The following is a 24,697-nucleotide window of genomic DNA, read 5'->3' as shown; positions in this document are numbered from 1 at the left end:
GGCACCCGCAACAGGCACCGGCTTAGCTTGATGGCGCTGCACTGTCAGCGCAGACAGGTCAATGGAGGCAGCTCCTTACAAGCGGCCGATACAAAGAGCTCAACGGACACGATGCGATGACCGAGGTCCTGCGCCCTTTAGCGGTCGTTCCAACCGGAGAAACCGTCTGGCTCAGGAGCCTGCCGGAGCAGCCGGCGCTCCAGGCTCGCCTCAGGGCGATGGGCGTGCGTCCAGGTGTTGCCTTGCAGGTGTTACGGCGGGGTTATCCAGGTGGGTTACTGCACCTGCGGGCCGGACTGATGGAGTTCATGTTGCGTCGCCGTGAGGCCGCCCAAATGGACACGGCCTCGCTCCCAGATCCCGCAATCAGCCCAGCCCCAGCAGCCGGCCTGATTGATACAGCAGAGCAGCCATCAGCCAGGCCAGGCCCAACGACCAGCCCAGTGACAACAGAGTGAAACCTTTGCTGCCCGATTCCTTGAGCTGCACCGCCACGGTGGAGAGGCAAGGGGTGTAGAGCAGAGTGAACATCATGAAACTCAGCGCCTGCAAGGGAGTGATTGAAGCGGCGATGGCCTCGCCCAGATTGGCCTGAGACGTGGCATAGATCACCGCCATGGCCCCGAGCAGGATTTCCTTGGCGATGAAGCCGAAAATCAGCGAAATTGTGAGTTGGGGGTTCATGCCGATCGGCCCGAGCAGCGGCTGAAACAGGGTTCCGAGCTGGCCGGCCAGCGACTGTCGGGAAAACGGATCGACACCGAGCGGCAGGTTGTTGAGCAGCCAGATGCCGATGACTCCGAGGAGGATGAAGCGGCGGGTGGTGAAAAAAAAGCGCGTCATCTCCAACCAGGCCCGCTTCAGCATCGCCTCAAGCTGCGGACGGCGGTAAGGGGGCAGCTCAAGCACGAAGGCGTCCCGGCTTGGATACACGCCTTTGAACAGCAGGGCCGTGAGGGTGGCAGCCACGAAACTCATCACGTAAAACCCGAAAATCACCAGACCAGCGGCCCACCACGGCCGGGCAAAGAAGGCCCCCGCGATGAACACAAACACCGCCAGGCGGGCCTGGCAAAGGGAGAAGGGAATCACCAGCATGGTGAGCAGCCGCGCCGAACGATCGCGGATCACCCGGGTGCCCATGATCGCCGGCACGTTGCAACCAAAGCCGAGAATCTGCAGCACGAAGGCACGACCATCAAGGCCCAGGCCGTGCATGAATCCATCCATCAAGAAGGCCGCGCGCGCCAGATAGCCCGAGTCTTCGATCAGGGCGACCATCAAATAAAAGATGAAAATGATCGGCATGAAGCTGATCACCGTGCTCAGCCCAAGCCAGAGGCCTTCCGCCAAGAAGGCCACCACAAAGTCCGGCAGGCCAACGGCAGCCAGGGCCGGAAAGAGGGCGACCTGCTGGATCCAGTCGAAGCCCAGCGCTAAGACCTCCTGAATCGGCACACCGATCGCATAGATCAGCTGGAACATCGCCAGCATCACCGCCAGGAAGGCCAGCAGTCCCGCCACGGGATGCAGCAGGATCCCGTCCAGGCGATCGCTGAGCCGGTCGATCAGGCCCTCAGGCAACTGCACGCAGCGCTCGGCGAGCTGGGCCAGCCGTTGCTCCGGCGCAGCGGGTCCAGCCGGAGCAAGCGGCGCTGGTTCAATCTGCTCGAAGCGGTGGATCTGCTCCAGCAGGGTGTCCATCCCCTGGTTGTGTCTGGCGCTGATCGAGAGCACCGGCAGCTTGAGCTCCTCGCTCAGGCGCTCTTCGTCGACCTGCACCCCAAAGCGGGGGGCCTCATCGCTCATGGTCAAGGCGATCAGCAGAGGCAGGCCGCTGGCCTGCAGTTCCAGGGCGAGCCGCAATTGCGTATTCACCCGGCTGGCATTGACCACCACGATGGCCAGATCCGGTGGGGTCTCCAGCAGGAAGCGCTGCACAACCTGCTCGTCTTCGCTGCCGCCGAGCAGGTCATGGATTCCGGGCAGGTCGATCAAGCTGTAATGGCGACCCTGGCTATCGGCAGGCAGGGAGCCGCGCAGCAGCTCGACGGTGAGGCCTGGCCAATTGGCGACATGGGCCTCGCCGCCGGTGAGCTTGTTGAACAGGGTCGACTTGCCGGTGTTGGGCATGCCCAGCAGGGCCATGCGCACCTCGCCCGTGATGGCCAGAGGGTCCATAGCTCAGACGTTAAGGCGGGTCGTTCGGGTGGAGACGCCATGCTGGAGGCCCGTTTGCCACCCCGCCCTGATGCAGATCACAGCCTGGCAGGCCGCTGAAGCCGGCGCACCTCTGCAACTCACCAACACCGAGCTGTTGCCTCCCGGTCCGGGGGAAGCCCTGTTGGAGGTGTTGCACTGCGGCCTCTGCCACAGCGATGTCTCGATGCTCGACAACGCCTGGGGGGTGAGCACCTTTCCGCTGGTGGCCGGCCACGAGGTGGTGGGGCGGGTCGTCGCCGTTGGCGAGGGCGTTCCCCAGGAGTGGATCGGTGAGCTGCGGGGCCTGGGCTGGATCGCCGGCAGTTGCAACCACTGCACCCTCTGCCTGGGCGGAGATCAAAACCTCTGCGCCGATCTCGAATCCAGCGTGGTGGGCCGCAGCGGCGGCTTTGCCAGCCACGTGAAAGCCCGCCAGGACTGGCTGATTCCGATCCCCGCCGGCGTCGACCCCGCCCTGGCCGGGCCGCTGTTCTGCGGAGGCATCACCGTGTTTGCGCCTCTGATCGACGAGGCGATTTCTCCGACCGCCCATGTGGCCGTGATCGGCATCGGCGGACTCGGCCATCTCGCCCTGCAGTTCGCGGCCGCCTGGGGCTGCCAGGTCACGGCGATCACGACCACGCTCTCGAAGGCAGAAGAGGCCCGCAGCTTCGGTGCCCATGACGTACAGCTGCTGGCTGATCTGGCTTCCACCCCGAATCGCTATGACGTGATCATCAACACCAGCAACCATTCGCTCGATTGGGACGCGGTGATCAACGCCCTGGCGCCCCTGGGCCGCCTGCATCAGCTGGGTGTGGTGACCGAGCCGATCCCCATCCAGGCCTTCGCCCTGATTTCCGGTCGCCGCCAGATCACCGGCAGCCCCACCTCCTCGCCGGCCAGCCTGCGCAAGATGATGGAATTCTGCGCCCGCCACCAGATCGCCCCGATGGTGGAAACCCTGCCGATGGCCGAGATCAACACCGCCATCTCCAGGCTGCGCCGCGGTGATGTGCGTTACCGCTTCGTGCTCACCGCCTGATCCAGCCGAAAGATCAGCACCCTGTTGTTGGCTGGAAGGGCCAGATCTTCCACGGCCGTGAGCCCAAGGGCAGCGGCCTGAACGCTGAGTTCAGCCGCATCACGCACACCCATGGCTGGATCGCGGCTGCGCAGGTGGGCATCAAAGGCGGCGTTGCTGGCGCTGGTGTGGACGCCGCCGCTGAGGAACGGTCCATAGAGCAGCAGCAGTCCGCCTGGATCCAGCACCCTGGCACTACCGGCCAGCAGTTCACTCACCGCTGGCGAGGGCATGATGTGGGCAGTGTTGGCGCTGAACACGGCTTGGAACGGACCTGAAGGCCATTGCTTCGGGTCGGTCACGTCCAAAGGAATCGGCCGCAGCAGCCGGCCCGGCAAAGCCGCACCCCCTTCGAAATCAACGCGACGCTGCAGGCCCGCCAGGTTCTGGCGCTGTTCGCTCGGTTGCCACTGAACGCTGAGCTGGCGGCAGATATGGACGGCATGTTGACCACTGCCGGAGCCCACCTCGAGCACCTTGGCGGCGGCTGGCAGCCATTGGCTCAGCACATCGAGGATCGGCTGCTTGTTGCGTTCGCAGGCTTCTGAGAAGGGCAGATCCTGGTTGAAGCCGAACACGGAGCGGGAGGCGGTCATCGTGGAGTTGGAAATCGGGTTCAGCCGTCCAAGGCGGAGCGGAGCTCGGCGCAGAACCCAGCAGCTGCGACGGCTGGATCGTCGCCAGCAGCGCTCGCTGCTGCCATGCGCTTGACCAGGGCACTGCCGACGATCGCCCCATCAGCCCCCCATTGGCGCACCTGGCGGGCCTGATCGGGGCCGGAGATGCCGAAACCAACGGCCACCGGTGTGGGCCCCAGGGCCTTGAGCTGGCTCACCAACCCGCCCACGCGCTCTTCGAGTTGCTGGCGCACGCCCGTCACCCCGGTGACACTGACCAGATAGGTGAAGCCGCGGCTGGCGGCGGCGATCCTGGCCATGCGGGCAGCTGGCGTTGTGGGGGCCACCAGCAGCACCAGATCGAGCCCTTCGGCGGTGGCGATCGGTGAAAGCCGCTCAGCCTCCTCCAGCGGGAGATCGGGCACCACCAGGCCGGCGGCACCGGCGGCGGCGGCCTGGTGACAGAAGCTTTCCATGCCCAGGTTGAGCAGGGGGTTGGTGTAGGTGAACAGCACCACAGGGATCGTCAGCCGGCCGCGCAGACTGGCCAGCAGCTCCAGCACGGCAGCGGGAGTGGTGCCAGCGGCGAGGGCACGGCCGGCAGCGGCCTGGATCACCGGACCATCCGCAAGCGGATCGCTGTAGGGAATCCCCAGCTCGATCACATCGGCGCCCCGCTCCTGGAGGGCCAGCAGGGTGAGGCCGGTAGTGGCCAGATCGGGGTCACCCGCCACCAGAAACGGCATCAGGGCGCAGCGACCTTGCCCTGCCAGTGCTGCAAAGCGTTGCTGGATCGGGGTTCCTCCAGACGTGCTGAGGCTGGCGGCGGAGGGGGCGGTGCTCATCGGAGGCTCGTCAGGCACGACAGGGAGCGTCTCACAGCTCAGGTTCGTCGTTGAGCTGACCGATCTCGCGCAGCAATTTCTCCTGCTCGCCGGGGCTTAAGGCGTCGAATTCCTTCTGGAGTTGCTCCTCCGTCAAGGCGTCGTAGCCAGCGCGGTACTGACGCCGCTGCTCCATGAAGGACATCTTGCCGGTGACAACACGGAACAGGTAACTGCCCGTCCAGCCGACCACCACCAGGATCAGGACAGCTTCAGCGGCAATACCGGCTGAGACCTCTTCCATCCCAGCGGCCTGAAAACCCCAGTAGCCCACTCCACCGAGGGCAAACACGCCCAGGCCAAGCAGCAGCGATTGACCGCGGGTCATCGGCTCAGGCCTCGCCCTGGCCAGCCATGCGCAGGTTGAGGAAGGGGGAGAACAGGATCAAGCCGGGAAAAAACAGGAAAACCAGCCCATAGATGCCGAGGCGCTCAAGCTTGCCCATCACCGTCCAGCGGGTGTTCATCCACCAGTAAAGGGCCAAAGGCACCACCACCAGATAGGCACCGGCCACGGCCAGATAGGCGCCGATCACCAGCAGGGAGTCGGTACTGAGCGAGCTGAGAAGTCCAAGCAGTGGCATGGAAAAAGAAAGCCCAACCGCTGAAATCTAAGCTGCCTGAGCCGGGGGCATGGCGAAATTGGTAGACGCAGCGGACTTAAAATCCGCAGGCCGCAAGGCTGTGGGGGTTCAAGTCCCCCTGCCCCCATCGCTCAGATCGGTTGCAGCACAAGCGTTTGTCCAAATAGTCTTTCTGGGTGGTCCCAAACGGCCTAGACCCGCTCTAGGAACAAAAACGACCAAAAGAGGGCAAATCAGGAACGGTTTTAGGCAGGGCGATTTGCAGGGCTATCAGGGCCCCAACTTGATTCGCATCAACTGTGATCTCGAGGACCCGGGGAACCCCGTCACACTTTCTGAGCCTGGTCTTCTGAACCGCCACAGCTGATCAGCGGCATGGTTATCCGGAAGCTTTCAAGGGAACGATGTGAAAGAAAACGCCCAGCCAAGAACGTCAAGCTTGAGACTCTTACCAGGAACTCCCTCTCACAGAAACGCTCAGCCCCCCCTGGTCAGGACATGACTCATAAGCCTGGCTAATGATTGTGATCCAATGAGCTGATCGATCCCCTGCCTTCCAGCTTGAAATGTTTCGAAAGTTTGCTGTACATTAATAAAGCTGGTTCTCCGGACCTATTTCCCGCTCTTCGGAGCATCACCCCCCGTCCTTATGACCACCACCGTTCAGCAGCGCCCCGGCGCTTCTGCCTGGAGTCAGTTCTGTGAGTGGGTCACCTCCACCAACAACCGCCTGTATGTCGGTTGGTTCGGTGTGCTGATGATCCCCACCCTGCTGGCTGCCACCATCTGCTTCATCGTGGCCTTCGTGGCCGCGCCCCCTGTCGACATCGACGGCATCCGCGAGCCTGTCGCCGGCTCCTTGATGTACGGCAACAACATCATCTCCGGTGCTGTTGTTCCTTCCAGCAACGCCATCGGCCTGCACTTCTACCCGATCTGGGAAGCCGCCAGCCTCGATGAGTGGCTGTACAACGGCGGTCCCTATCAGCTGGTGATCTTCCACTTCCTGATCGGCATCTTCTGCTACATGGGCCGCGAGTGGGAACTCTCCTACCGCCTCGGCATGCGCCCCTGGATCTGTGTCGCCTACAGCGCCCCTGTGGCGGCTGCCTCGGCTGTCTTCCTGATCTACCCCTTCGGTCAGGGTTCGTTCTCTGATGGCATGCCCCTCGGCATCTCCGGCACCTTCAACTTCATGTTGGTGTTCCAAGCCGAGCACAACATCCTGATGCACCCCTTCCACATGCTGGGTGTGGCTGGTGTCTTCGGCGGCTCCCTGTTCTCGGCCATGCACGGTTCACTCGTCACCAGCTCCTTGGTGCGTGAGACGACCGAAAGCGAGAGCCAGAACTACGGTTACAAGTTCGGCCAAGAGGAAGAGACCTACAACATCGTGGCGGCCCACGGCTACTTCGGTCGTCTGATCTTCCAGTACGCCTCTTTCAACAACAGCCGCAGCCTGCACTTCCTGCTCGCCACCTGGCCGGTTGTGGGCATCTGGTTCACCGCCCTTGGCGTGAGCACGATGGCCTTCAACCTCAACGGTTTCAACTTCAATCAGTCGATCCTCGATGGCCAAGGCCGCGTGATCAACACCTGGGCTGACGTGCTGAACCGTGCCGGTCTGGGCATGGAAGTGATGCACGAGCGCAACGCTCACAACTTCCCGCTTGACCTGGCGTCTGCAGAAGCCACTCCTGTGGCTTTGATCACGCCGTCCATCGGCTGATCGCAGCGGAGCCAACCCTGTTGGCTCCAGCCATGCCTTTCACCTCAAGCCCCCCTCACTGCGAAGGGGGGCTTTTTGTGGGTTGATGGGGTCCTGCCAACAGCAATCCCGCAAGAATGAGTCCCGCGTCGAGATCGTCATTGGTGAAAGAACTCAATGCTGTACGAATTACAAATGACTCCTCCTTGATCGGCTCCGGCAACATCAAGGCACCTGCTGTCTCAGGGCTTGCTCATAGCCAGCACGGAGCCTGACAGGCATCTGGTCGCTGCTGTTGTTTCTTCAACCTGCTGGAGCCTGTCGACCTTATTCTGTTGGCACGATTGGAGCTGGTCCGTGCAGCCGCAAGAGTCAGCGTTGACAAGCCATCCATCTCGGAACAGCTCGCAAGTCGGGCCTAGTCTGATCGATTTGCGTTGCTGCCATGCCCCTGGTTGTTCCCACAGCTCGTCCGTTCGTCCGCCTGGCCCTGGGGTTGGCCGGGTTGGTGGTGGCCTCGACCGGCTTTTGCATCAAGGTGCAAGCGCAGCCGCTGCGGGTGGGTGTGTCCGGCTCAGCCCCCTTCGTGATCCGCGAAGGAGACGTCACCCAGGGAATCAGCATTGACGTCTGGAGGGATTTCGCTTCTTCAGAAGGCTTGCCCTACAAACTGATTCCACAGACATCGACAGCAGCAAGCATCAAGAACGTGGCCAATGGTGAGCTGGATGTGGCGATCGGTCCGATCAGCATCACCTCGGATCGGTTGATGATCGATGGTATCGAATTCACCCAGCCTTATTACATCAGCCATGTCGGCTTGCTGGTTTCGGAACGATCGCCGGGCCTCTGGCGGAGGCTGCGCCCGTTTTTCGGCTGGGCGGCTCTGTCTTCGGCGGGTGTGCTGCTGATCTGCTTGTTCGTGGTGGGGAATCTGATCTGGCTGACTGAACATCGCAAAAATCCAGAGCATTTTCCGCGCCATTACATCCGTGGGATCGGCAACGGCATGTGGTTTGCCCTCGTCACACTGACCACCGTCGGATACGGCGACCGCGCTCCGGTAACCGGCATTGGTCGTTGGATTTCGGGTGTGTGGATGGTGGTGTCGTTGATCGCCGTTTCTTCGATCACGGCTGGCTTGGCCTCGGCCTTCACGATCTCCCTGGCGCAGCTGGGTGGCGAGCCCCTCTCCGAACCTGCCGACCTGCGTGGTGTGCCGATCGCTGCGGTGCGTGGCACCACGAGCGTGAAATGGGGCAACCATTACGAAGCAAGGCTCACCCAGACCGACTCCCTGGAGGACGCCATTGCCCTGCTGGAGGCAGAAGGGGTGCAGGGCGTGATTTTCGATCGCCCGGCGTTGAAATATCACCTGCTCCAGAATCCCGGAGCTCGGCAGAAACTGGCCCCCTTCAGCCTGGCGACCGAACCCTATGGGATCGTGATCCAAAGCGGCAGCGCCCTGGAGCGCCCACTGGACGTGGCCCTGGTCAGGATGCAGCGCCAAGGCCTCACCGGTGAGATCGCCGATCGCTGGATCGAGTCCATACCCAGCCAAAGAGAGCCGATCGAGGGGTCTTGATCGCGGGCCTCTGAGCCGTGGGCCATGACCCTGCCTTCACGTCTACCCCGCTCCCTGGTGCTCGGCTTCGTCTTTCCGGTGATCGTGCTGAACCTATGGGTCTTCAGTGGGCTTTACCGCGCCTTCGAAGGTGTTGTTTCTACCTTCATCCTGGCGGGGGTGATCGCCTTGATTCTGAACATTCCGGTTCGATTGCTACAGAAACGCCTGGGCTTCAAGCGCAGCTGGGCGATCGCAGCGATGTTCCTGCTCTTCAGCGTAGGGGTGATTCTCGCCAGCGCCACGCTGGTGCCCATGCTGGTGATTGCTTTCTTTCGATTGGTCCAGAGGTTGCCGGAGTGGATTGATTCCAGCGGTGGCGAATTAGTGGATCTGAGCGGCAGGGCCAACGCGGTTGGCCTCCCTTTTGACTCCGCCACGATCATCGATGGGGTGGCCAACAACATCAAAGAGCAGCTTGAAAGTGTGTTGCTCGGGATTCCAAGTTTCGTCTCCGGTTCTCTAGGCGGGTTCTTCAGCATCTTCTTCCTGTTTGTGCTCACCGTCTTCTTCCTGATCTATGGCGGTGAGCTGGTCCACAATTGTTTGGTGTCCTGGTTACCGGCGACCGTGGCCTCCATGTTCTCGGCGTGCTCCGGCGTAACTTCAACAGCTACATCTTCAACCAGCTGGTGCTGGCGGTGGTGCTGATCACGGCATTGACGCCCGCTTTGATGCTGTTGGGGGCACCGTACCCAATCCTCTCAGGTTTTGCCATCGGCCTGATGGGCTTCATTCCCTTTGGCGCCATCCTTGGCATTCTGGTCGTGAGCATCCTGTTCATGTTCAAGAGTTTCTGGCTTGGGCTGCGCGTGTTCAGCGTGCTGATTCTCGTTGACCATGTGATCGAAAATATCCTGCCGCCGCGGCTTCTTGGCAAGCTCAACGGACTCAATCCGATCGTGATTTTGTTCTCGGTGATGGTGGGGGCGACATTGGCTGATTTCTACGGTGTGATCACGGCCGTACCGATTGCGGCCACCATCAAGGCATTGTTTCTGGTTCCAACTCCGCTTGCTGCTACTGGCTCTGGTACTAATCCAGACATTCCAGCGGATGGCATGGAGATGGGTGCCAGCAGCTAGGGGGCTTATGGGGACGTGATACAAACGTCAATGACCTGAGCAGGTTCCCGCACCAGGTATGAGGTGGCACGAAGAACCTGCTTGCCGAAGCTATTGGGATGCTCTCAAAAAATACGCATTCAGAACGGGTAGCGCAAGATCGCCGCAAGCTTCGCCTCACCGGGGATGTCGCTTTTGCGCACACCCATGACTTTGGCGCCTGTGACTAGGGCGCGGCTGGCAATCTCATCGACAAGTCCGTAGCTCTTGGCACTGGGGCCATCGGCAAAAGTCACAGCTCCATCGTCGTCGACGGTGCCGGGGGTGACATCGTCAATGTCAATCAATAGCAATTGAATGGCGCCGTAGGTGGCCGCGCGGGCCACCTGGACTAGATCGGATGTGGTCCGACTCTGGCTGGTGCGCAGCGCGTAAAGGGAATGGATCTCAGCAAGCTCATCTCTGAACAGTTCATCAAGGATGGAGCGTGCGTTTGAGGCCAATTCGGCATCGCTCTGCGTTTCAGGATTGTGCTGGATTGCCGTGCGAGCCAGGTGCGGATACGACTGCAGTTCGCGGTAGATCGATTGCATCGGCTCTGCCGCTGCCAGAATCAATGGGGTTTCCTTGCCTACCAGCAGCACCCTCAGTGCCTGATCGATCTTGCGTGCATATTGAACTTGGTGCACTTTCATGCCTTCTGAGCCCTGAAGGCGGCCGCTGGGTGAACGGTCTTTGATCGACGTCTTTCGGGCTGAGCTGGCCACATCCTTCGGCATGCCGTCCAAGTTCAGCTCAACGGCCGGCAGGTCGGAGGAGACCCCGACCAGGCGCACGCTGTTCTGTGCCAGAGCAAGCACGTAGGCCGACTGATTCACTGTGACCGTGCGCAGCAGAGGCTGAACGTGAAAACGGTCGCTGACCTCCACGGCGGGCTTGAGGTGGTTGGGCAAGCGGAAGCTGCGCAGGCCTTCTGGCGACACGAAGACGGCAAGGCTGTTGGCCTGAACCTCCCAGAAATCATCGTCATCGATCAGATCGTGGAGCAGCTCCTCAATGGCGAGTACTTCACGCTTGTCGTGGCTGGCGAGCTGCTCAACGGCCTGCTCAGTCAGGTTTTTCAAGACGATTCGGTCGCCCTGGGCCGCCTGGGTCAGCGGTGTGGTCGGCAGGACCAAGCTGACCCGTGCTGGGCCGTGATTGAGCATCAGCGCTTCGATTTCGGCACGCGTAGGAATGTCAACATGCAGCATGAAAAAAGGCGCCTGAGCGTTCTTTTACGAATCTACAGGGTAGCGATTGTTAAAAGAAACAAAAGATTGACAGTTGAAAGCACAGAGAATCCGAGTAGCCGTCGAATTCGCACTCAATTGATGATCTCCAGCCATTTTCTCAAGGTGACTGGTTGTACGGCAGCGTGCTCTCCTTGCTGTCAGTCGGACGATTGGCTCCTCACGCCAGGTTGGTCATCACACCATCGCCAGTTCATGGCTGAGGGCCTGGGAGAGGCACAACCGCCTGCTATCTCCCGCAGCTTCCACAGCTACGCCGATCGTGCTGCCTTCAAGGAAGCGACCGGCCAGGATCGCTTTGGCGATGGGTGTTTCCAGCTCCCGTTGAATCGCACGCTTCAAGGGACGGGCCCCATACACCGGGTCATATCCGGCGGCAGCGATCCAGTCGAGTGCTTCGGTGCTCAGCTCAAGGCCCAGCTTGCGCCCTTCGAGGCGCTGACGCAGACGTTCCACCTGCAGCACAACGATCTGGCGCAGTTCATCGGCGCGCAGGCTGTGGAAGATGATCGATTCATCCAGGCGGTTGAGGAACTCCGGCCGGAAGTGAGCGCGCAGGGCCTCGTTCACTCGCTTCTCCATCTCGCCATGGCGGGCCGGATCACCGGCCAGATCCAGAATCGAGGCACTGCCGATGTTGCTGGTGAGGATCAGCACCGTGTTGGTGAAATCCACCGTGCGGCCCTGGCCGTCGGTGACGCGACCGTCATCGAGTACCTGGAGCAGCACGTTGAACACATCGGGATGGGCCTTTTCCACCTCATCGAACAGGATCACCGCATAGGGCCGGCGGCGCACGGCTTCGGTGAGCTGGCCACCCTCTTCGTAACCCACATAGCCGGGAGGGGCGCCGATCAGGCGGCTCACAGCGTGCTTCTCCATGTATTCGCTCATGTCGATGCGCACCATGGCGTCGTCGCTGTCGAACATCTGGGCGGCCAGGGCTTTGCAGAGTTCCGTCTTGCCCACGCCCGTGGGTCCAAGAAACAGGAACGAAGCGATCGGCCGATTCGGATCTGATAACCCGGCGCGGGAGCGCTGAATCGCATCTGCCACCGCCGTGACCGCCTGCTGCTGGCCGATCACCCGGTTGTGCAGCTCCGCTTCGAGATGCAGCAGCTTCTCCATTTCGCTCTGCACCAAGCGGGCCACCGGGATGCCGGTCCACTTGGCGATCACCTCGGCGATGTCGTCCTGGGTGACCTCCTCACGCAACAGGTTCTTTTCGCCGGTTTCGGCGTTGAGGGCCGCCTCCTTGGCCGCGAGCTTCTTGTTGAGGTCGGCCAGGGTGCCGTACTCCAGCTGGGCGGCCCGGTTGAGGTCGTAGCTGCGCTTGGCCTGTTCCACCTGCAACTGCACCTGCTCGATCTCTTCCTTGAGGCCGGAGAGGGCATCGATGGCGCCCTTCTCCTTCTGCCACTGGGCATTGAGGCCGCTCTGCTGTTCGCCCAGCTCCGCCAGTTCCCGCTCGATCCGCTCCAGCCGCTCCTTGCTGCCCGGGTCCGATTCGCGGCCCAAAGAGAGCTTCTCCATCTCCAGCTGCAGGATCTTGCGATCGATCTCATCGATCTCCTCGGGCTTGGAGGTGATCTCCATCTTCAATCGGGCCGCTGATTCATCCATCAGGTCGATCGCCTTATCCGGCAAGAAGCGATCGGCGATGTAGCGGCTGGAGAGCACGGCCGCTGCCACCAGCGCGTTATCGGCGATGCGTACGCCGTGGTGGACCTCATAGCGCTCCTTGAGGCCACGCAGGATCGAGATCGTGTCTTCCACCGTGGGCTGATCCACGAACACCTGCTGGAAGCGGCGTTCCAGGGCCGGATCCTTCTCGATGTGCTGGCGGTGCTCATCGAGGGTGGTAGCACCGATGCAACGCAGCTCACCGCGGGCCAGCATCGGCTTGAGCAGGTTGCTGGCGTCCATCGAGCCCCCGGCGGCACCAGCACCCACCACGGTGTGGATCTCATCGATGAACAGCACGATCTGGCCTTCGCTGGAGGTCACCTCCTTGAGCACGGCCTTGAGCCGCTCCTCGAATTCACCGCGGTATTTCGCGCCGGCAATCAGGGCGCCCATGTCGAGCGAGATCAACTGGCGGTTCTGCAGGGCCGAGGGCACATCACCGTTGACGATGCGTTGGGCCAACCCCTCCACGATCGCGGTTTTGCCCACACCCGGTTCACCGATCAGCACCGGGTTGTTCTTGGTGCGGCGGCTGAGGATCTGGATGGTGCGCCGGATTTCCTCATCGCGGCCGATCACCGGATCGAGCTTGCCCTCGCGCGCCGCCTTGGTGAGATCACGGCCGTATTTCTCCAGGGATTCGTAGGTGCCCTCGGGGTTCTGATCGGTCACCGTCTGGCTGCCTCGCACCGCATCGATCGCCTCCCGTAGTTTCGCCGCATCGATGCCGCACTGCGAGAGCAGCTGGCGCCCGCAACGCCCATCGCCTGCCAGGGCCAACAGCAGGTGCTCAATCGAAAGGAAGCTGTCTGTGAACTCCTTCTTGAACACCTCAGCCTGATCGAGCAGGGCGTTGAGCGCCTTGCCCAGAAAAACAGACTCAGGCGCCGCACCCAGGCTGGGCTGCGTGCTGATGAACGTTTCCACCTTCTGGGCCAGCACGGCGGGATCCACCCCCGACTTCTCGAGAATGCGCGTGGCCAGGCCAGGCTCTGCCAAGAGGGCCGCGAAGAGATGTTCGGTTTCGAGTTGTTGGTGGCGGCGCTGCTGGGCCAGCTGTTGGGCGGCGACGATCGCGCCCCAGGCCTTCTCGGTGAACTGCTCGGCGGTGGGTTGCATTTGACCTCCTGACGTTGTTTCTGTGTAGGAAAACCGTATGCCGGATCCCCTGGCTCCACAGGGTGGGTGGCCCGAAACAAATAGCGAATCATCCGAACCGAGCGGCAGAGCACTCTTTTATGTTTTTCTACTGACCACTGAATAGAATCCGTGATGCCTCGCTCCCTCTTCACGCTTTTGCGCCCCGCTTCAGCCACGGCCCTGCCCTGGCTCGCTCTGCTCCTAGGCGGGGTGCTGCTGACGTCAGGGGCGCAGGCTGCCACCTGCAGCAAGCTGAACGCCGTGGGTGGCGGCACCAGCGTCAGCAAGTCGATCCAGCTCGACGGTCCCCTGGTGTTCCCCTTCGGACGCACCAACTTCAACACCGACTTCGCGGTGACCAGGCCTTACAACAGCTACCGGCTCAATTTCAAATCCACCTCCACCAAGGCGGGCCCCTTTCCGATCCAGGCCTATCTGAAATTCAGCGATGGCACCAACCTTCAGGTGGTGAATGAAACCTTCGACGCCCAGCCCGGGGAGTTCAAGCAATTCGGCCCGGTGCTGCCCCCCGCCAACAAGCTCGTCAGCCAGGTGAACATGAAAGTGGGCAGTGGCTACAACGCCAACGCCACCGGCTTCAGCTACACCATCTCCGTCTACGGCTGCCGTTGACCCAGACCCTGAAGCTGCGTCACCAGCCAGGCTGGCTGCTTGATGCCGACGCCACCCTGAAAGGCTTGCAAGCGGAGGTGCCCTGGCAGCAGGACTCGATTCAGATCTTCGGGCAGCGGCGGCTTCTGCCCCGGCTCACCTGCTGGATGGCCGATCCTGGTTTTGCTTACACCTACAGCGGTGAACAGCAGATCGCCCAGCCCTGGATCCCCCGCGTTCTGGATTTGCGGTGCGCTGCTAACGCGTTCGCTGGTTGTGCTTTCAACTCGGTGCTGATCAATCTCTACCGGGACGGGGACGACCGGATGGGCTGGCATGCCGACGATGAACCTGAACTCGACCCCAGCGCGCCGATCGCTTCATTGAGCCTGGGGGCAACCCGCAGTTTTCGCTTCAAACCCAAAGGGCGAGGCCCGGACAGCCGTGAGCGTCACTGCCTGGAGCTTGGCCATGGCGATCTGCTGCTGATGGATCCACCCACCCAGCAACATTGGCTGCATGAACTGCCCCGCCGCCGCCGGGTGAGCCAGCCGCGCCTCAACCTCACCTTTCGGCTGCTGCGCCCCAGCTGAACCCTTGCCACCCTTCCATCAGAGCTCAATGCCACGGGTCTGTGGGGGACACAATTGACGCGGGCAGCCATCGGCGCCGTAGATGGCATCCGAAGGCGACAGACACCCGCCGGCATTCTTGCGGGCAACCTGGGCAGGGAGCAGCCGCTTTGGTTGGAAAACCGCATCCTGCCGGGGTACCAGCAGGGGACAGCCATCAGCAGAGAAGGTCTGAGCCTGGGGGGAGGGGGTGGTGGCGGCGACCAAGGGCAGAAGCAGCAACAGGGCGCGAATGATCATGATGGGCGCGTCGATCTACGGACATTCAAGGATGGAGAGCGAGAGTCACGGGGACCTGTTGGCCCGGCTGGTGGCGGAGTCACGCAGCTTCGAGTCCAGCAGCAGGGATGCCGAAAGGAACTGCTGGCTGGTGGTTCACCGCCATGCCCATGGCGTGCTCCCCAGTGAGTACGACATCCGCGAGATCCCCGAAGATCTCTACCTTGAGGTGCTCGCCCTCCACCGCCAGCAAGCGTGAGCTGGCTGGCTCAGCGGCACAAAAAAGCCCGCCAAAGGCGGGCGTGATTTCGAGGATCCAATCAGTTCAGATCGAAACAGATCAGGTCCAGCCCTTGGCCGCCATTTCTTCGACATAGGCCGAGACATCGGCAATGTCGGCTTCGGTAAGCCGACCGAGGAAGGCGGGCATGGCGTTCTTGCCCTTGGTGACCTGGGCGGCGATGGCTGCCTCATGATCAGTGCTGTAATCAGCCAGGTAAGCCTCCAGAGCTCCCTGCTTCAAGGTGCGCTCGGCATTCACCACATTGCCGCCTCCCATGTGGCAGGCCGCGCAATTGGCGGAGAAGAGCTGGCCACCATGGGCGCTATCCGCAGCAAAGCTTGGGGCTGCACCGAAGAGGAGGGCAAGACAGAGAGCGAAAAAGCTGATCAGGCGACGCATGGAAAAATCCGGGCAACGATACAAAAATAGGCCGGCAGTTGGGCCCTAAGCCAGCCTGCCGGCCACGATCGAAACAATCCTGTGATCACCGGCTTCGCTGCTCAGCTTCGAGGCTGATCAAGAAGGCAGAGACCCGCTTCACTCCACAATCACCTTGCCCACCATGCCGGCACCCCGGTGGGGTTCGCACCAGTAGTTGAAGGTGCCCACTTCACTGAAGGTTTCTTCCCAGGATTCGCCCGGGTTGAAGGCCAAGGCCGAGTGGCTCAGCTCTTCGTGGCCGTCGAACACGGCGTTATGGGGGGCCAGCTTGTTGTTGACAAAGCGGACGGTGTCGCCTTTGGCGATGGTCAGGCTGCTGGGCTCAAAAGCGAGCATGCCCGAGTCTGTGCCCAACTTCACTTCCACGGTGGCGGCATCGGCGGGCAGGGCCAGCAAAAGACCGCTGATCAGGGCAAAACAGAAGGCGAACAGGGACGCAAACAGGCTGGAGCGCATGGCAAATCCAAGAGGTTTGCCAATACTAGGAAATGAACACCCCTTCAGGGCCATGGTTTCAAGGTGAAGGTGGCTTACTGACGGGCCAGCCCTGCGGTCTCAAAGGCCAGCTCCAAGCTGGGAGCCAGGCTGACAAGCCCGAAGCGCTCCGGTGGGCTGATCGGCTCATGCACGAAGTGGCGCTGGCGGATGCTGAAGCGATCCCAGGCGTTCACCTCGATCGGCAGCACCTTGATCAGGGCTTCGATCAACCAGCCGCTGAGCTGCAGGCCAAACGGGGGGCGGGACATCCCGCGCCAGCGGCAGAGCCGACTGACGGTGTCGTCCACGGTGACCGCCGGCTGGCCGAGCACCAGGCGCCGCAACGGCCCCTGCCCCGGCTCCGGGTTGGGTTGGTGGGGCTGCAGGGTCAGATTCACGCAGATCCGGGCGATGTCCTCGGCGTGGATGAAGTGGAAGCTGGCCTCAGCCCGCAGCCAGCGGGCCAGCCACAACCAGCGCACCACCTCGTTGAGCCCGGCGGTGAGGTAGCTGGTGGGCAGGCTGCTGCCCGGTTGCACCGATCCACCGAACACGAGTGTTGGAAACACCGCCACGATCCGCTCAGCGAGGGGATGGGTCTCGAGCTGCTGCAGGCAGAGGGCCTTGGTCTGGATGTATTCGGTGCCGTAGGCCGCCGCTTCCGGCAGCAGGTTGAGATCGCGGTCGAGGATGCTGGCGGTGGAGAAGTAGATCACCTGCTCCAACCTGGCCGGGTCGGTGCGCCCCAGCAACTCCTTGACGGCCAGCACGTTCACCTGATGGGCACGCTCGGGATCACCCCAGGCCGTGGCCGTGTGGATCAGCCGCTGGGCCGAGGCAATCGCGGCGGCGTGGGGCTCCTGGTCGCGCAGATCACCCACCAGCAGGGTGATGCGGGGATCGTGGCGAGGAACGGCGGTGAGCTTGGCAGGGTCGCGCAGCCACAGCAGCAGCTCCACATCGGATTCGCGGTACAACTGCTGGGCGATCGCCTGACCGACGCAGCCACTGGCGCCGGTGATCAGAACCTTGGCCGGAGCGCTCAACCAGCGGCTCCGATCAATTCATTCACCGTTTTGCCGGCTTCAAAGAACACCCGGGCATTCTCTTCCGGGGTGCCCGGCAGGATGCCGTGGCCGAGGTTGAGGATGTGGCGCCGGCCCCTGGCCTTGAGCACCGTGTCGACCACCCGGGCCCGGATCGCCTCGGGGGTGCCAAACAACAGCCCCGGATCCACATTGCCCTGCACACCGAGGTGTTCCGGCAGGCGGGCAAGGCCATCGGCCATGTCCACGGTCCAATCCAACGAGATGAAATCGACCCCGGTGTTAGCCATGCGCTCCAGCACCCCGGCACTGCCAGAGATATAGAGAATCAGGGGGGTGTCGGGGTGGGTGGCCTTCACCTGATCCACCACCCGTTTCTGGTAGGGGGCGGCGAAGACGTCGTAATCGAGGGGGCTGAGCTGGCCTGCCCAGGAGTCGAACAGTTGCACCACCTGGGCGCCGCTGTCGATCTGGTAGCGCACATAGGTGGCGATCGCATCGGCCAGATGGCCCAGCAACTGGTGCAGCAGGGCAGGCTCCTGGAAAGCCATCGCCTTGATCACCGCATAATTCTTGCTGCTTTTGCCTTCCACCGCATAGGCGGCCAGGGTCCAGGGGGCTCCGACGAAGCCGAGCACGGCCGCCTGGTGGCCCACGCTCTGGCGCAGCCTCCCGAACACCTCACCCACGAACGGCAGTGCCTCGGCCGGGTTCAGCGCCCGCAGGGCCTCCACCTGGGCCCGGCTGCGGATCGGCGGATCGATGATCGGCCCCTTGCTTTCAACGATGTCGAAGTCAATGCCGAGGCCCGGCAGGGGCGTGAGGATGTCGGAGAAAAGGATCACCCCATCGGGCGCAAAAGCCCGGAACGGTTGCATCGAGATCTCGTAGGAGAGATCGGCGTTTTCAGAGCGCTCGCGGAAGCCGGGGTGGCGATCACGCAGCTCGCGATACACCTTCATATAACGGCCGGCCTGGCGCATCATCCACACTGGCGGCCTCTCCACCTGCTCACCTCGGGCGGCGCGCAGCAACAGGGGAAGGGGTTCGGCCATGGGGGATATCGGAGGCGGGGTCAGAAGCGAAGCCAGGGGCGAACCTACCCGACCAGTAGACCGCCATCAGCGGCTTCGTCACACAGGACCTCGCTGCGCTCCGCATCCCTGCGGAACACCAGCACACTCAGCGGCGGCAGACAGAGATCGAGCGAATGGCTGTAGCCGTGCATGGCGGCGGCGTCGCTGAACTTGCCACCGAGATTGCCGAGGTTGCTGCCGCCGTATCGGCTGCCGTCGGTGTTGAACACTTCGGCATAGAAGCCCTCCAGCGGAACACCGATGCGGTAATGGTCGTGCGCCTGGGGCAGGAAGTTGGCCACCACCACCAACCAGCTGTCGTCGCCGCTCACCCGGCGCATGAAGCTGATCACCGAATGGCGGCTGTCGCTGCAGTCAATCCACTGGAAGCCGAACTGAACAAAGTCGTCGCGCCAGAGGGCCGGCTCGGCCCGGTAGAAGCTGTTGAGGTCATCGACCAGGTTCAACAGGCCCTGATGGGGATCGAACTGGAGCAGATTCCATTCAAGATCCCCCCAGACATTCCATTCGGCCCGCTGACCGAACTCCATACCCATGAAGATGGTTTTCTTGCCGGGATGGGTCCACATGAAGGCCAGCAGGGCGCGCACATTGGCGAACTTCTGCCAGTCATCGCCGGGCATCTTGTTGAGCAAATTGCTCTTGCCATGCACCACTTCATCGTGGCTGAGGGCCAGCATGAAGTTCTCGGTGTAGTGATACCAGATCGAGAAACTGATGTTGTTCTGGTGGAACTGACGCATCCACGGATCAAGCTCGAAATAATCGAGCATGTCGTGCATCCAGCCCATGTTCCACTTCAGGTTGAATCCCAGGCCGCCCAGGTGGGTGGGCTGGGTCACCATCGGCCAGGTGGTGGATTCTTCGGCGATCGACAACGCTCCGGGGAAGTGCTGAAACAGCACGGTGTTGGCCTGCTGCAGGAAGGTCACGGCTTCGAGATTCTCGCGGCCGCCCTCGTCATTGGCCAGCCACTCGCCATCGGGCCTGAGGTAATCCCGATAGAGCATCGAGGCCACCGCATCCACTCGGATGCCATCGATATGAAACTCCTCAAACCAGTAGATCAAATTGGCCACAAGGAAGTTGCGGACCTCATTGCGGCTGTAATTGAAAATCAAGGTGCCCCATTCCTTGTGCTCACCGATGCGGGGATCGGCATGCTCATAGAGATGGCAGCCATCGAAGAAGGCCAGGCCATGGCTGTCCTTGGGGAAATGGCCTGGAACCCAGTCGAGCAACAGGCCAAGGCCCACCGCATGGCAGCGGTTCACGAAGGCCCGGAATTCGTCGGGGCTGCCGAAGCGGCTGGTGGGGGCATAAAAGCCGGCCACCTGATAGCCCCAGGAGCCATCGAAGGGATGCTCGGCGATCGGCAGCAGCTCAATGTGGGTGAAGCCGCGTGCCACCACGTAGGGAATCAGCCGATCGGCCAGCTCGGCGTAGGTGAGCAGGCGAGCACCGGGCTTGAGATCGGCGGCGGCCACCGGTTGCCTCGGCGTGCCATCGGCCTCCAGGAAAGGCTCGTCGATGGAGCCATGCATCCAGCTGCCTAAGTGCAGTTCATAGACGCTGATCGGTTGATCGAGTGGATCACGGCTGTCCCGCTGTTCAACCCAGGCCTGATCGCTCCAGCGGAAATTGTCCAGCTGGGACACCACCGAGCCCGTCTGGGGCCGTATTTCATGCTGAAAACCATAGGGGTCGGCTTTCTGGTAGCAGTGCCCCTCGGGGCTGCGCACTTCGTATTTGTAGACGGTGCCCACCGCCAAGCCGGGAATGAACAGCTCCCAGATGCCGCCCAGCCGTTGTTGCATCGGATGGTGCCGGCCATCCCAGTTGTTGAAATCACCGAGCAGCGCCACGCTGCGCGCGTTGGGTGCCCAGAGGGCGAACTGAACCCCGGGCACACCACTGCGCTCGCAGGGGTGGGCACCAAGACGCCGCCAGATGTGGTGGTGGTTGCCTTCGGCGAACAGGTGGCGATCCAGTTCACCCAACCACTCCTGGCGGAAGGCCCAGGGATCGTGCTGGATGTGGGTGATGCCTGCCCGACTTACCTCCAGCTGGTAGGTGCAGCCAGGATCGCTGTCGAACTCTGCTTCAAACAACCAGGGGTGGTGGGGCGTGGCCGTGGCGTGGCTGTGGCCGTCGAGCAACAGGGCCACGGACTGGGCTTCCGGCATCCAGGCCCTCACCACCCAGCCATCGCCCAGGGGTTGGGGGCCGAGCACCGCGAACGGATGGTCGTCCCGGCACTCCCCCAGCCGTTGTCCTGCTTCAGCGATCCCGTCGAGGCTGGCGGGGAACATGGAGGGCAGGCATCCGAAAATCAACCCTAGACGGCAAGCAGATCCCTCCAGCCGCTTTGGTTTGGAGTCGAAGTTCTGGTGTGATCAGGAGCCGGCAGCCACACCAGGTGTCCTGATTTCTTCAGGAAAATCAACGCCGATGATGTGACCACTGGGATCAAGGATCACGAACAGGTTGTCGGTGAGTTGGCTGAACTGGGTGGTGACGAGCACCAGTTGCTGTTCGCCGCCTTCACTGGACACCACCGTGCCGCGAATCCGCTGAAAGCTGCCGGTGAGTTTCTCCAGATCCTTCCAGCGGTTGAGCAGATCCTGGGGGCTGATCTCGGTCTGCATGAAGCTGGAGAGCAGGGCGCGGGCCTCGATCAGTTTTCCTTCACTGAGTGCGGTCACGAAATTGGAGGCCACCTTCTCGATCGGCGTGTCCTCCAGAGACGTTTCCCAACCCAGCAGCCGGCCCTGCTCATCGAGCACCAGGATCAGCGGTTGGGACCCTTTGGCGGTGACCAGCACAGCTTCAACCGTGCTGTCGTCGGCGCCGGTGAGCACCTCTTTGATGCGAATACTGAGAATGGGATCGCGCTGCTTGAGGCGTTTCTTCACGCGCTCCAGCGTGGTCGACCGTTGCAGATCCGGTGAGAGCAGGTCGTAGATCGCCTGGCTGTCTTCGCGGCGCAATCCCTGGATGATCGTCTCCGCTGAGCTGCGGGCCTGGGCTGCCGTCTGGCCCGCACTGGCCGGGATAGCCGGGAACACAGCACCAAAAGCCAACGCCATGGCCAGCAGGGGGGCACGCAGAGTCACAGTTGGTCGACGAACGATCAGCCCAGTTTGGCCGATCCGATCGGCTGCAGCCACAGCTTCGCCTCGGAGAGCATCAACTGAAGGGTGATCACCCGGTGCGCGGGGCCCACCGGCCCGGGCAGCTGATCCGGATTACCGCTGATAACGGCGATCTGGGGCCAGGCGGCACCAGCCAGGGACAGCCGCAGGCGCTCGCCGCTGGCAAGGCTGGCCCGCAACGGCTGGAAGACCAGCACGCGGCGTTGTCGGCGCTGGGCCTCAGGGCCGGGGAAACGGGCCACCGCCGTGCTGATCTGCCACACCTGGCGACCGCCCGCGCGCACGATCGACAGGGCCGCACAGAGATCGAAACCGGGCTGGTCGGCTGCCACTTCCAACTCCAGCCGGGGGCGCCCCTGCAGAGTCAGCCCGGTTTCAAAAGTCCCGCTGCTGAAGCAGGCCACATCGCCGCGGCGGTCCAGATCGGCGCGCTCGGCAGGTCCGGCATCGAGGCCCAGGTGTCCGCCACGGCCTGGCACGGGGCGCCAAGGGTCATGGACCAGCCAGATGTTGCCGCCCGCTCCCCCTTCCCCCGGCCGCAACAGGCGCCCTTCATCGCCATCGATGCAGGCCAGACCCTGACTGCCCAGGCGCCAGGGCGCCATGCCCTCTGCCGCGATCTCTGGATGCAGCGCTTCGGCCTGCTGGGCCCAGTTGGCGGTTGTCAGATCGGCAAACCGCTCACGGGCCAACGGGTGTGGCGGCGGCCGATCGCGCAGGTGGTGGTCGAAGAAGGCCAGCTGCAAGCGATCGAGGCCGCCGTTCCAATCAAGATGGGTCCAGGCCCCGATCCGCAGCAGGGGGTCACCGCCGGCGCGGAGGCTGCGGTCCTGCAGATCGAAAATCCCTTCGAGCTGGGCATCCCACCAGCCCCCGAGCAACAGCATCGGTTGACGCAACAGCGTCTCGGAGGGGTCATGCACGGTCCAACCGTCAGCATGGCCGGGATCGAGGCGGAACCAGCCCAAGCCCATGCCGCCTGGGTCATGCCGCTCCAGCAGGGCCAGGCCGTCCTCAAGGAAGGCGCCGCTGCGCAGGCTGTGGCGGATCGCCTGCCATGCCATCTCCTCACCGCGGCGGCGCACGGTTTCGGCCGTCAGCTGCAGGGCCCAGGCCAGGCCAAGCGCCCAACGATGGGCGCCGCCGTCGCTGGCCCAGTGCAGCCGTTCATCGAGGCCAGCCATCGCCGGGACCAGGCAATCGGGCCGGATCGTTGGGTCGTCACACAGGAGCTGGGTGAGGCCTTGGTAGGAGAAGCCATAGCAGCCAAGTCGGCCATTGGATCCAGGCAGGCTGCGGGCCCAGGCCAGGGCGGTGGCCCCATCGCCTGCCTCCTGGGCGAAACCGGCAAAGCTGCCGTCCGAGTCGCCACGCCCGCGCACGTCCTGCACGGCAACCAGATAGCCCTGACTGGCATACCAGGTGGGGTGGGCGCTGGTCACCGTTGAGGCGATCGCCCGGTGGTAGGGCTGCCGCACCAGCAGCACCGGCCAAAGGCCGCCCACGGCCGGCTTCCAGATGCGGGTGGCCAGCTTCACCCCATCGGGGCAGGGCATCCAGGCATCGAACGACTCCACCGAAAGGGGGGGAGGCACTCAGCGAACGTCGGGGCAGTGCAGGCCAACCACGTAGGTGATGACAATTTCAGCGTCGGAGGGGCTGATGCCCTGACGGCGGGCCACCATGGCGATCGCCTGGGGGGAGGAGGAACGCACCCCCTGGCTGTTGAGCTTGCGAAATTCGGCGCAGAGACTTTTGGCTACCTGTGGATTCTGCTTGACGGACTCCAGCAAGGCAGAGGCCGCGATCGCCGAGCTGCCGCTGAACGCCGTGGCGAGGCCAAGAACAACGGCCAGGCCGAGGCGGAGCGATCGCAGAGGGAAAGAATCGAGGAACACAGACGATCCACCGCAAAGGGGATACCCATCCATTTCAGGCGTACCCCAGGCTTTACGGCCCCGGTTCGGGTCAGTTTGGCGAGCGACCGGTGCTGCGCCGGGCCGCACTGATCCATTGGCGCACTGTCGTTGCGCTGACCATCGGCAGGGTGGTGCCGGTCAAGGAGCGTTGCAGCCGGCCGAGTTGGACCACCAATTGTTGGGGGGAGGCCTGGGCCAGGCCATCGGCAGTGGCGATGCCGGCATAGAGCAACAGGGCCGCATCCGGCGGCGCCAGGCCGATCGCCACGATCAGCTGGGCCTGGCCGCGCAGCTTGATCAGCCGCTGCTCTGAGGCGCCATTGCGGGCCAACCGACGCAGCTCAGCGTCGCTCAGCTGGGCCAGGGACTGCCAATCAAGGTGCCCTGAGAGCTCAAGCTGGCGTTGCTCAGCCTGGAAGTGAAGCGGCAGTGTGCCGATGGCGGTTGGCGTCAAGGCTGCAGCAGGGCCACCTCGCCCCGGTTGTTGCGGGTGGCTTCGGCCAACACCACCGGCCGGCTGAGACCCGGGCCCACGGATTCAACCCGGCGCAGGCGCACATGCACCAGACCATCGGGGCTGGAGCGGCCATTGCCGCGCAGGTTCAGGGCCAGTTGTTTGGCCGTGGGGGCAAAAGCCTCGGCGGGCAGATCGGCCGCAGCGGTGGCTACCACCAGGTTGGTGCCGTTGTCGAACACGATCGGTGCCGTGACCGCCCCCTCCACCAGCACCCGGGGGTTGTAGCTGATCGCGAAGGCCAGACAAGACAGCGACAACAGGGCGGTGAAGCTGGTGATGCCCACCAGGCGAAAGCGGATTCCCCAGCCAGAGACAAATCCCGCGACCATCAACAGCGCCAGCACACCGCTGGCGGCACCCAGCCATTTGCCGACGGTCAGCAACAGGGGATCAACGGGCATGGGGGGGCTGGGC

Annotated in this window: 25 protein-coding genes, 1 tRNA gene and 1 pseudogene; 9 read left to right on the top strand and 18 right to left on the bottom strand. The window is 62.8% G+C overall.

What is annotated here, in order from left to right; genetic code table 11:
* Positions 1–116 precede the first annotated feature (116 nt).
* Complete coding sequence (locus ACXMDM_RS10345) at positions 117–458, top strand: FeoA family protein (RefSeq protein ID WP_259722862.1); 342 nt, start codon at positions 117–119, stop codon at positions 456–458.
* Here the strand turns inward: ACXMDM_RS10345 and feoB are convergent.
* A complete protein-coding gene (gene feoB / locus ACXMDM_RS10340; RefSeq protein ID WP_259722863.1) occupies positions 367–2,181 on the bottom strand; it encodes a ferrous iron transport protein B in 1,815 nt (604 codons plus the stop codon). The two genes, ACXMDM_RS10345 and feoB, sit on opposite strands and share 92 nt — an antisense overlap.
* A gap of 70 nt (positions 2,182–2,251) precedes the next feature.
* Here feoB and ACXMDM_RS10335 point away from each other — a divergent pair, with 70 nt between their 5' ends.
* A complete protein-coding gene (locus tag ACXMDM_RS10335; protein ID WP_259722864.1) occupies positions 2,252–3,247 on the top strand; it encodes an NAD(P)-dependent alcohol dehydrogenase in 996 nt (331 codons plus the stop codon).
* On the opposite strand, the gene ACXMDM_RS10330 is transcribed toward ACXMDM_RS10335, so the two are convergent.
* From ACXMDM_RS10330 to ACXMDM_RS10315, 4 genes are read right to left on the bottom strand one after another with little or no spacing between them, the layout of a single operon-like run.
* Entirely contained in the window at positions 3,223–3,882 is a 660-nt protein-coding gene (locus ACXMDM_RS10330) for a DUF938 domain-containing protein (protein ID WP_259722865.1), read from the bottom strand. The genes ACXMDM_RS10335 and ACXMDM_RS10330 overlap by 25 nt on opposite strands.
* Positions 3,883–3,902: 20 nt before the next feature.
* A complete protein-coding gene (gene trpA, locus ACXMDM_RS10325; protein WP_071801662.1) occupies positions 3,903–4,748 on the bottom strand; it encodes a tryptophan synthase subunit alpha in 846 nt (281 codons plus the stop codon).
* Between the two features lie 31 nt (positions 4,749–4,779).
* On the bottom strand, positions 4,780–5,115 hold the full coding sequence (locus ACXMDM_RS10320) for a DUF3007 family protein (protein WP_071801661.1): 336 nt from the start codon (positions 5,113–5,115) through the stop codon (positions 4,780–4,782).
* Positions 5,116–5,119: 4 nt separating this feature from the next.
* Entirely contained in the window at positions 5,120–5,371 is a 252-nt protein-coding gene (locus tag ACXMDM_RS10315; protein ID WP_071801660.1) for an NAD(P)H-quinone oxidoreductase subunit L, read from the bottom strand.
* Between the two features lie 43 nt (positions 5,372–5,414).
* On the opposite strand from ACXMDM_RS10315, the gene ACXMDM_RS10310 reads away from it, so the two are divergent.
* The 4 genes and pseudogenes from ACXMDM_RS10310 (at position 5,415) to ACXMDM_RS10295 (ending at position 9,788) form a co-directional block, all read left to right on the top strand.
* Positions 5,415–5,498, top strand: a tRNA-Leu gene (locus ACXMDM_RS10310).
* A 522-nt stretch (positions 5,499–6,020) separates the two neighbouring features.
* The gene (gene psbA / locus ACXMDM_RS10305) at positions 6,021–7,100 is read left to right on the top strand and encodes a photosystem II q(b) protein (protein ID WP_499569553.1); all 1,080 of its coding nucleotides are present in this window, start codon (positions 6,021–6,023) and stop codon (positions 7,098–7,100) included.
* A gap of 424 nt (positions 7,101–7,524) precedes the next feature.
* Complete coding sequence (locus ACXMDM_RS10300; protein WP_259722732.1) at positions 7,525–8,664, top strand: transporter substrate-binding domain-containing protein; 1,140 nt, start codon at positions 7,525–7,527, stop codon at positions 8,662–8,664.
* Between the two features lie 24 nt (positions 8,665–8,688).
* Positions 8,689–9,788 (top strand): annotated as a pseudogene (locus ACXMDM_RS10295) (AI-2E family transporter).
* A gap of 119 nt (positions 9,789–9,907) precedes the next feature.
* Here the strand turns inward: ACXMDM_RS10295 and ACXMDM_RS10290 are convergent.
* Together ACXMDM_RS10290 and clpB are read right to left on the bottom strand one after the other, a co-directional pair.
* Positions 9,908–11,020: a baeRF8 domain-containing protein gene (locus ACXMDM_RS10290; RefSeq protein WP_259722729.1), complete on the bottom strand. Its 1,113-nt coding sequence runs from the start codon at positions 11,018–11,020 to the stop codon at positions 9,908–9,910.
* 216 nt (positions 11,021–11,236) lie between these two features.
* Complete coding sequence (clpB, locus tag ACXMDM_RS10285; protein ID WP_071801655.1) at positions 11,237–13,864, bottom strand: ATP-dependent chaperone ClpB; 2,628 nt, start codon at positions 13,862–13,864, stop codon at positions 11,237–11,239.
* Between the two features lie 153 nt (positions 13,865–14,017).
* On the opposite strand from clpB, the gene ACXMDM_RS10280 reads away from it, so the two are divergent.
* On the top strand, positions 14,018–14,518 hold the full coding sequence (locus ACXMDM_RS10280) for a hypothetical protein (protein ID WP_071801654.1): 501 nt from the start codon (positions 14,018–14,020) through the stop codon (positions 14,516–14,518).
* Positions 14,515–15,090 (top strand): alpha-ketoglutarate-dependent dioxygenase AlkB family protein, encoded by a 576-nt coding sequence (locus ACXMDM_RS10275; RefSeq protein ID WP_071801653.1) that lies wholly within the window; start codon positions 14,515–14,517, stop codon positions 15,088–15,090. Before ACXMDM_RS10280 ends, ACXMDM_RS10275 begins: the two co-directional genes overlap by 4 nt.
* An 18-nt stretch (positions 15,091–15,108) precedes the next feature.
* Here ACXMDM_RS10275 and ACXMDM_RS10270 read toward each other — a convergent pair whose 3' ends face one another.
* Positions 15,109–15,369, bottom strand: a complete 261-nt coding sequence (locus tag ACXMDM_RS10270; protein ID WP_071801652.1) for a hypothetical protein — start codon at positions 15,367–15,369, stop codon at positions 15,109–15,111.
* Between the two features lie 31 nt (positions 15,370–15,400).
* On the opposite strand from ACXMDM_RS10270, the gene ACXMDM_RS10265 reads away from it, so the two are divergent.
* Positions 15,401–15,607: a DUF8662 family protein gene (locus ACXMDM_RS10265; RefSeq protein ID WP_071801651.1), complete on the top strand. Its 207-nt coding sequence runs from the start codon at positions 15,401–15,403 to the stop codon at positions 15,605–15,607.
* An 81-nt stretch (positions 15,608–15,688) separates the two neighbouring features.
* Here ACXMDM_RS10265 and ACXMDM_RS10260 read toward each other — a convergent pair whose 3' ends face one another.
* The 10 genes from ACXMDM_RS10260 to ACXMDM_RS10215 form a co-directional block, all read right to left on the bottom strand.
* A complete protein-coding gene (locus ACXMDM_RS10260) occupies positions 15,689–16,030 on the bottom strand; it encodes a c-type cytochrome (protein ID WP_071802307.1) in 342 nt (113 codons plus the stop codon).
* A gap of 138 nt (positions 16,031–16,168) precedes the next feature.
* Complete coding sequence (gene petE, locus ACXMDM_RS10255; protein ID WP_259722728.1) at positions 16,169–16,528, bottom strand: plastocyanin; 360 nt, start codon at positions 16,526–16,528, stop codon at positions 16,169–16,171.
* Positions 16,529–16,602: 74 nt separating this feature from the next.
* Positions 16,603–17,595: an NAD-dependent epimerase/dehydratase family protein gene (locus ACXMDM_RS10250; RefSeq protein WP_259722727.1), complete on the bottom strand. Its 993-nt coding sequence runs from the start codon at positions 17,593–17,595 to the stop codon at positions 16,603–16,605.
* On the bottom strand, positions 17,592–18,650 hold the full coding sequence (gene hemE / locus ACXMDM_RS10245) for a uroporphyrinogen decarboxylase (RefSeq protein ID WP_071801648.1): 1,059 nt from the start codon (positions 18,648–18,650) through the stop codon (positions 17,592–17,594). The genes ACXMDM_RS10250 and hemE overlap by 4 nt, the downstream gene beginning before the upstream one ends.
* Positions 18,651–18,694: 44 nt before the next feature.
* Positions 18,695–21,004, bottom strand: coding sequence for a 1,4-alpha-glucan branching protein GlgB (gene glgB, locus ACXMDM_RS10240; protein WP_259722726.1), 2,310 nt, complete (start codon positions 21,002–21,004; stop codon positions 18,695–18,697).
* Positions 21,005–21,088: 84 nt separating this feature from the next.
* Positions 21,089–21,808: a DUF3887 domain-containing protein gene (locus ACXMDM_RS10235; RefSeq protein ID WP_499569547.1), complete on the bottom strand. Its 720-nt coding sequence runs from the start codon at positions 21,806–21,808 to the stop codon at positions 21,089–21,091.
* 17 nt (positions 21,809–21,825) lie between these two features.
* On the bottom strand, positions 21,826–23,442 hold the full coding sequence (locus tag ACXMDM_RS10230; RefSeq protein ID WP_311134200.1) for a CocE/NonD family hydrolase: 1,617 nt from the start codon (positions 23,440–23,442) through the stop codon (positions 21,826–21,828).
* Entirely contained in the window at positions 23,443–23,745 is a 303-nt protein-coding gene (locus ACXMDM_RS10225) for a DUF8664 family protein (RefSeq protein WP_259722724.1), read from the bottom strand.
* A gap of 70 nt (positions 23,746–23,815) precedes the next feature.
* The gene (locus ACXMDM_RS10220) at positions 23,816–24,220 is read right to left on the bottom strand and encodes a DUF4332 domain-containing protein (protein ID WP_259722723.1); all 405 of its coding nucleotides are present in this window, start codon (positions 24,218–24,220) and stop codon (positions 23,816–23,818) included.
* A complete protein-coding gene (locus ACXMDM_RS10215) occupies positions 24,217–24,684 on the bottom strand; it encodes a Ycf51 family protein (protein ID WP_259722722.1) in 468 nt (155 codons plus the stop codon). Before ACXMDM_RS10215 ends, ACXMDM_RS10220 begins: the two co-directional genes overlap by 4 nt.
* Positions 24,685–24,697 lie beyond the last annotated feature (13 nt).

Source organism: Synechococcus sp. CS-603 (genome assembly GCF_977929215.1).
Note: the sequence above shows the minus strand (reverse complement) of the source record. Positions and strands in the feature narration are given on the sequence as shown.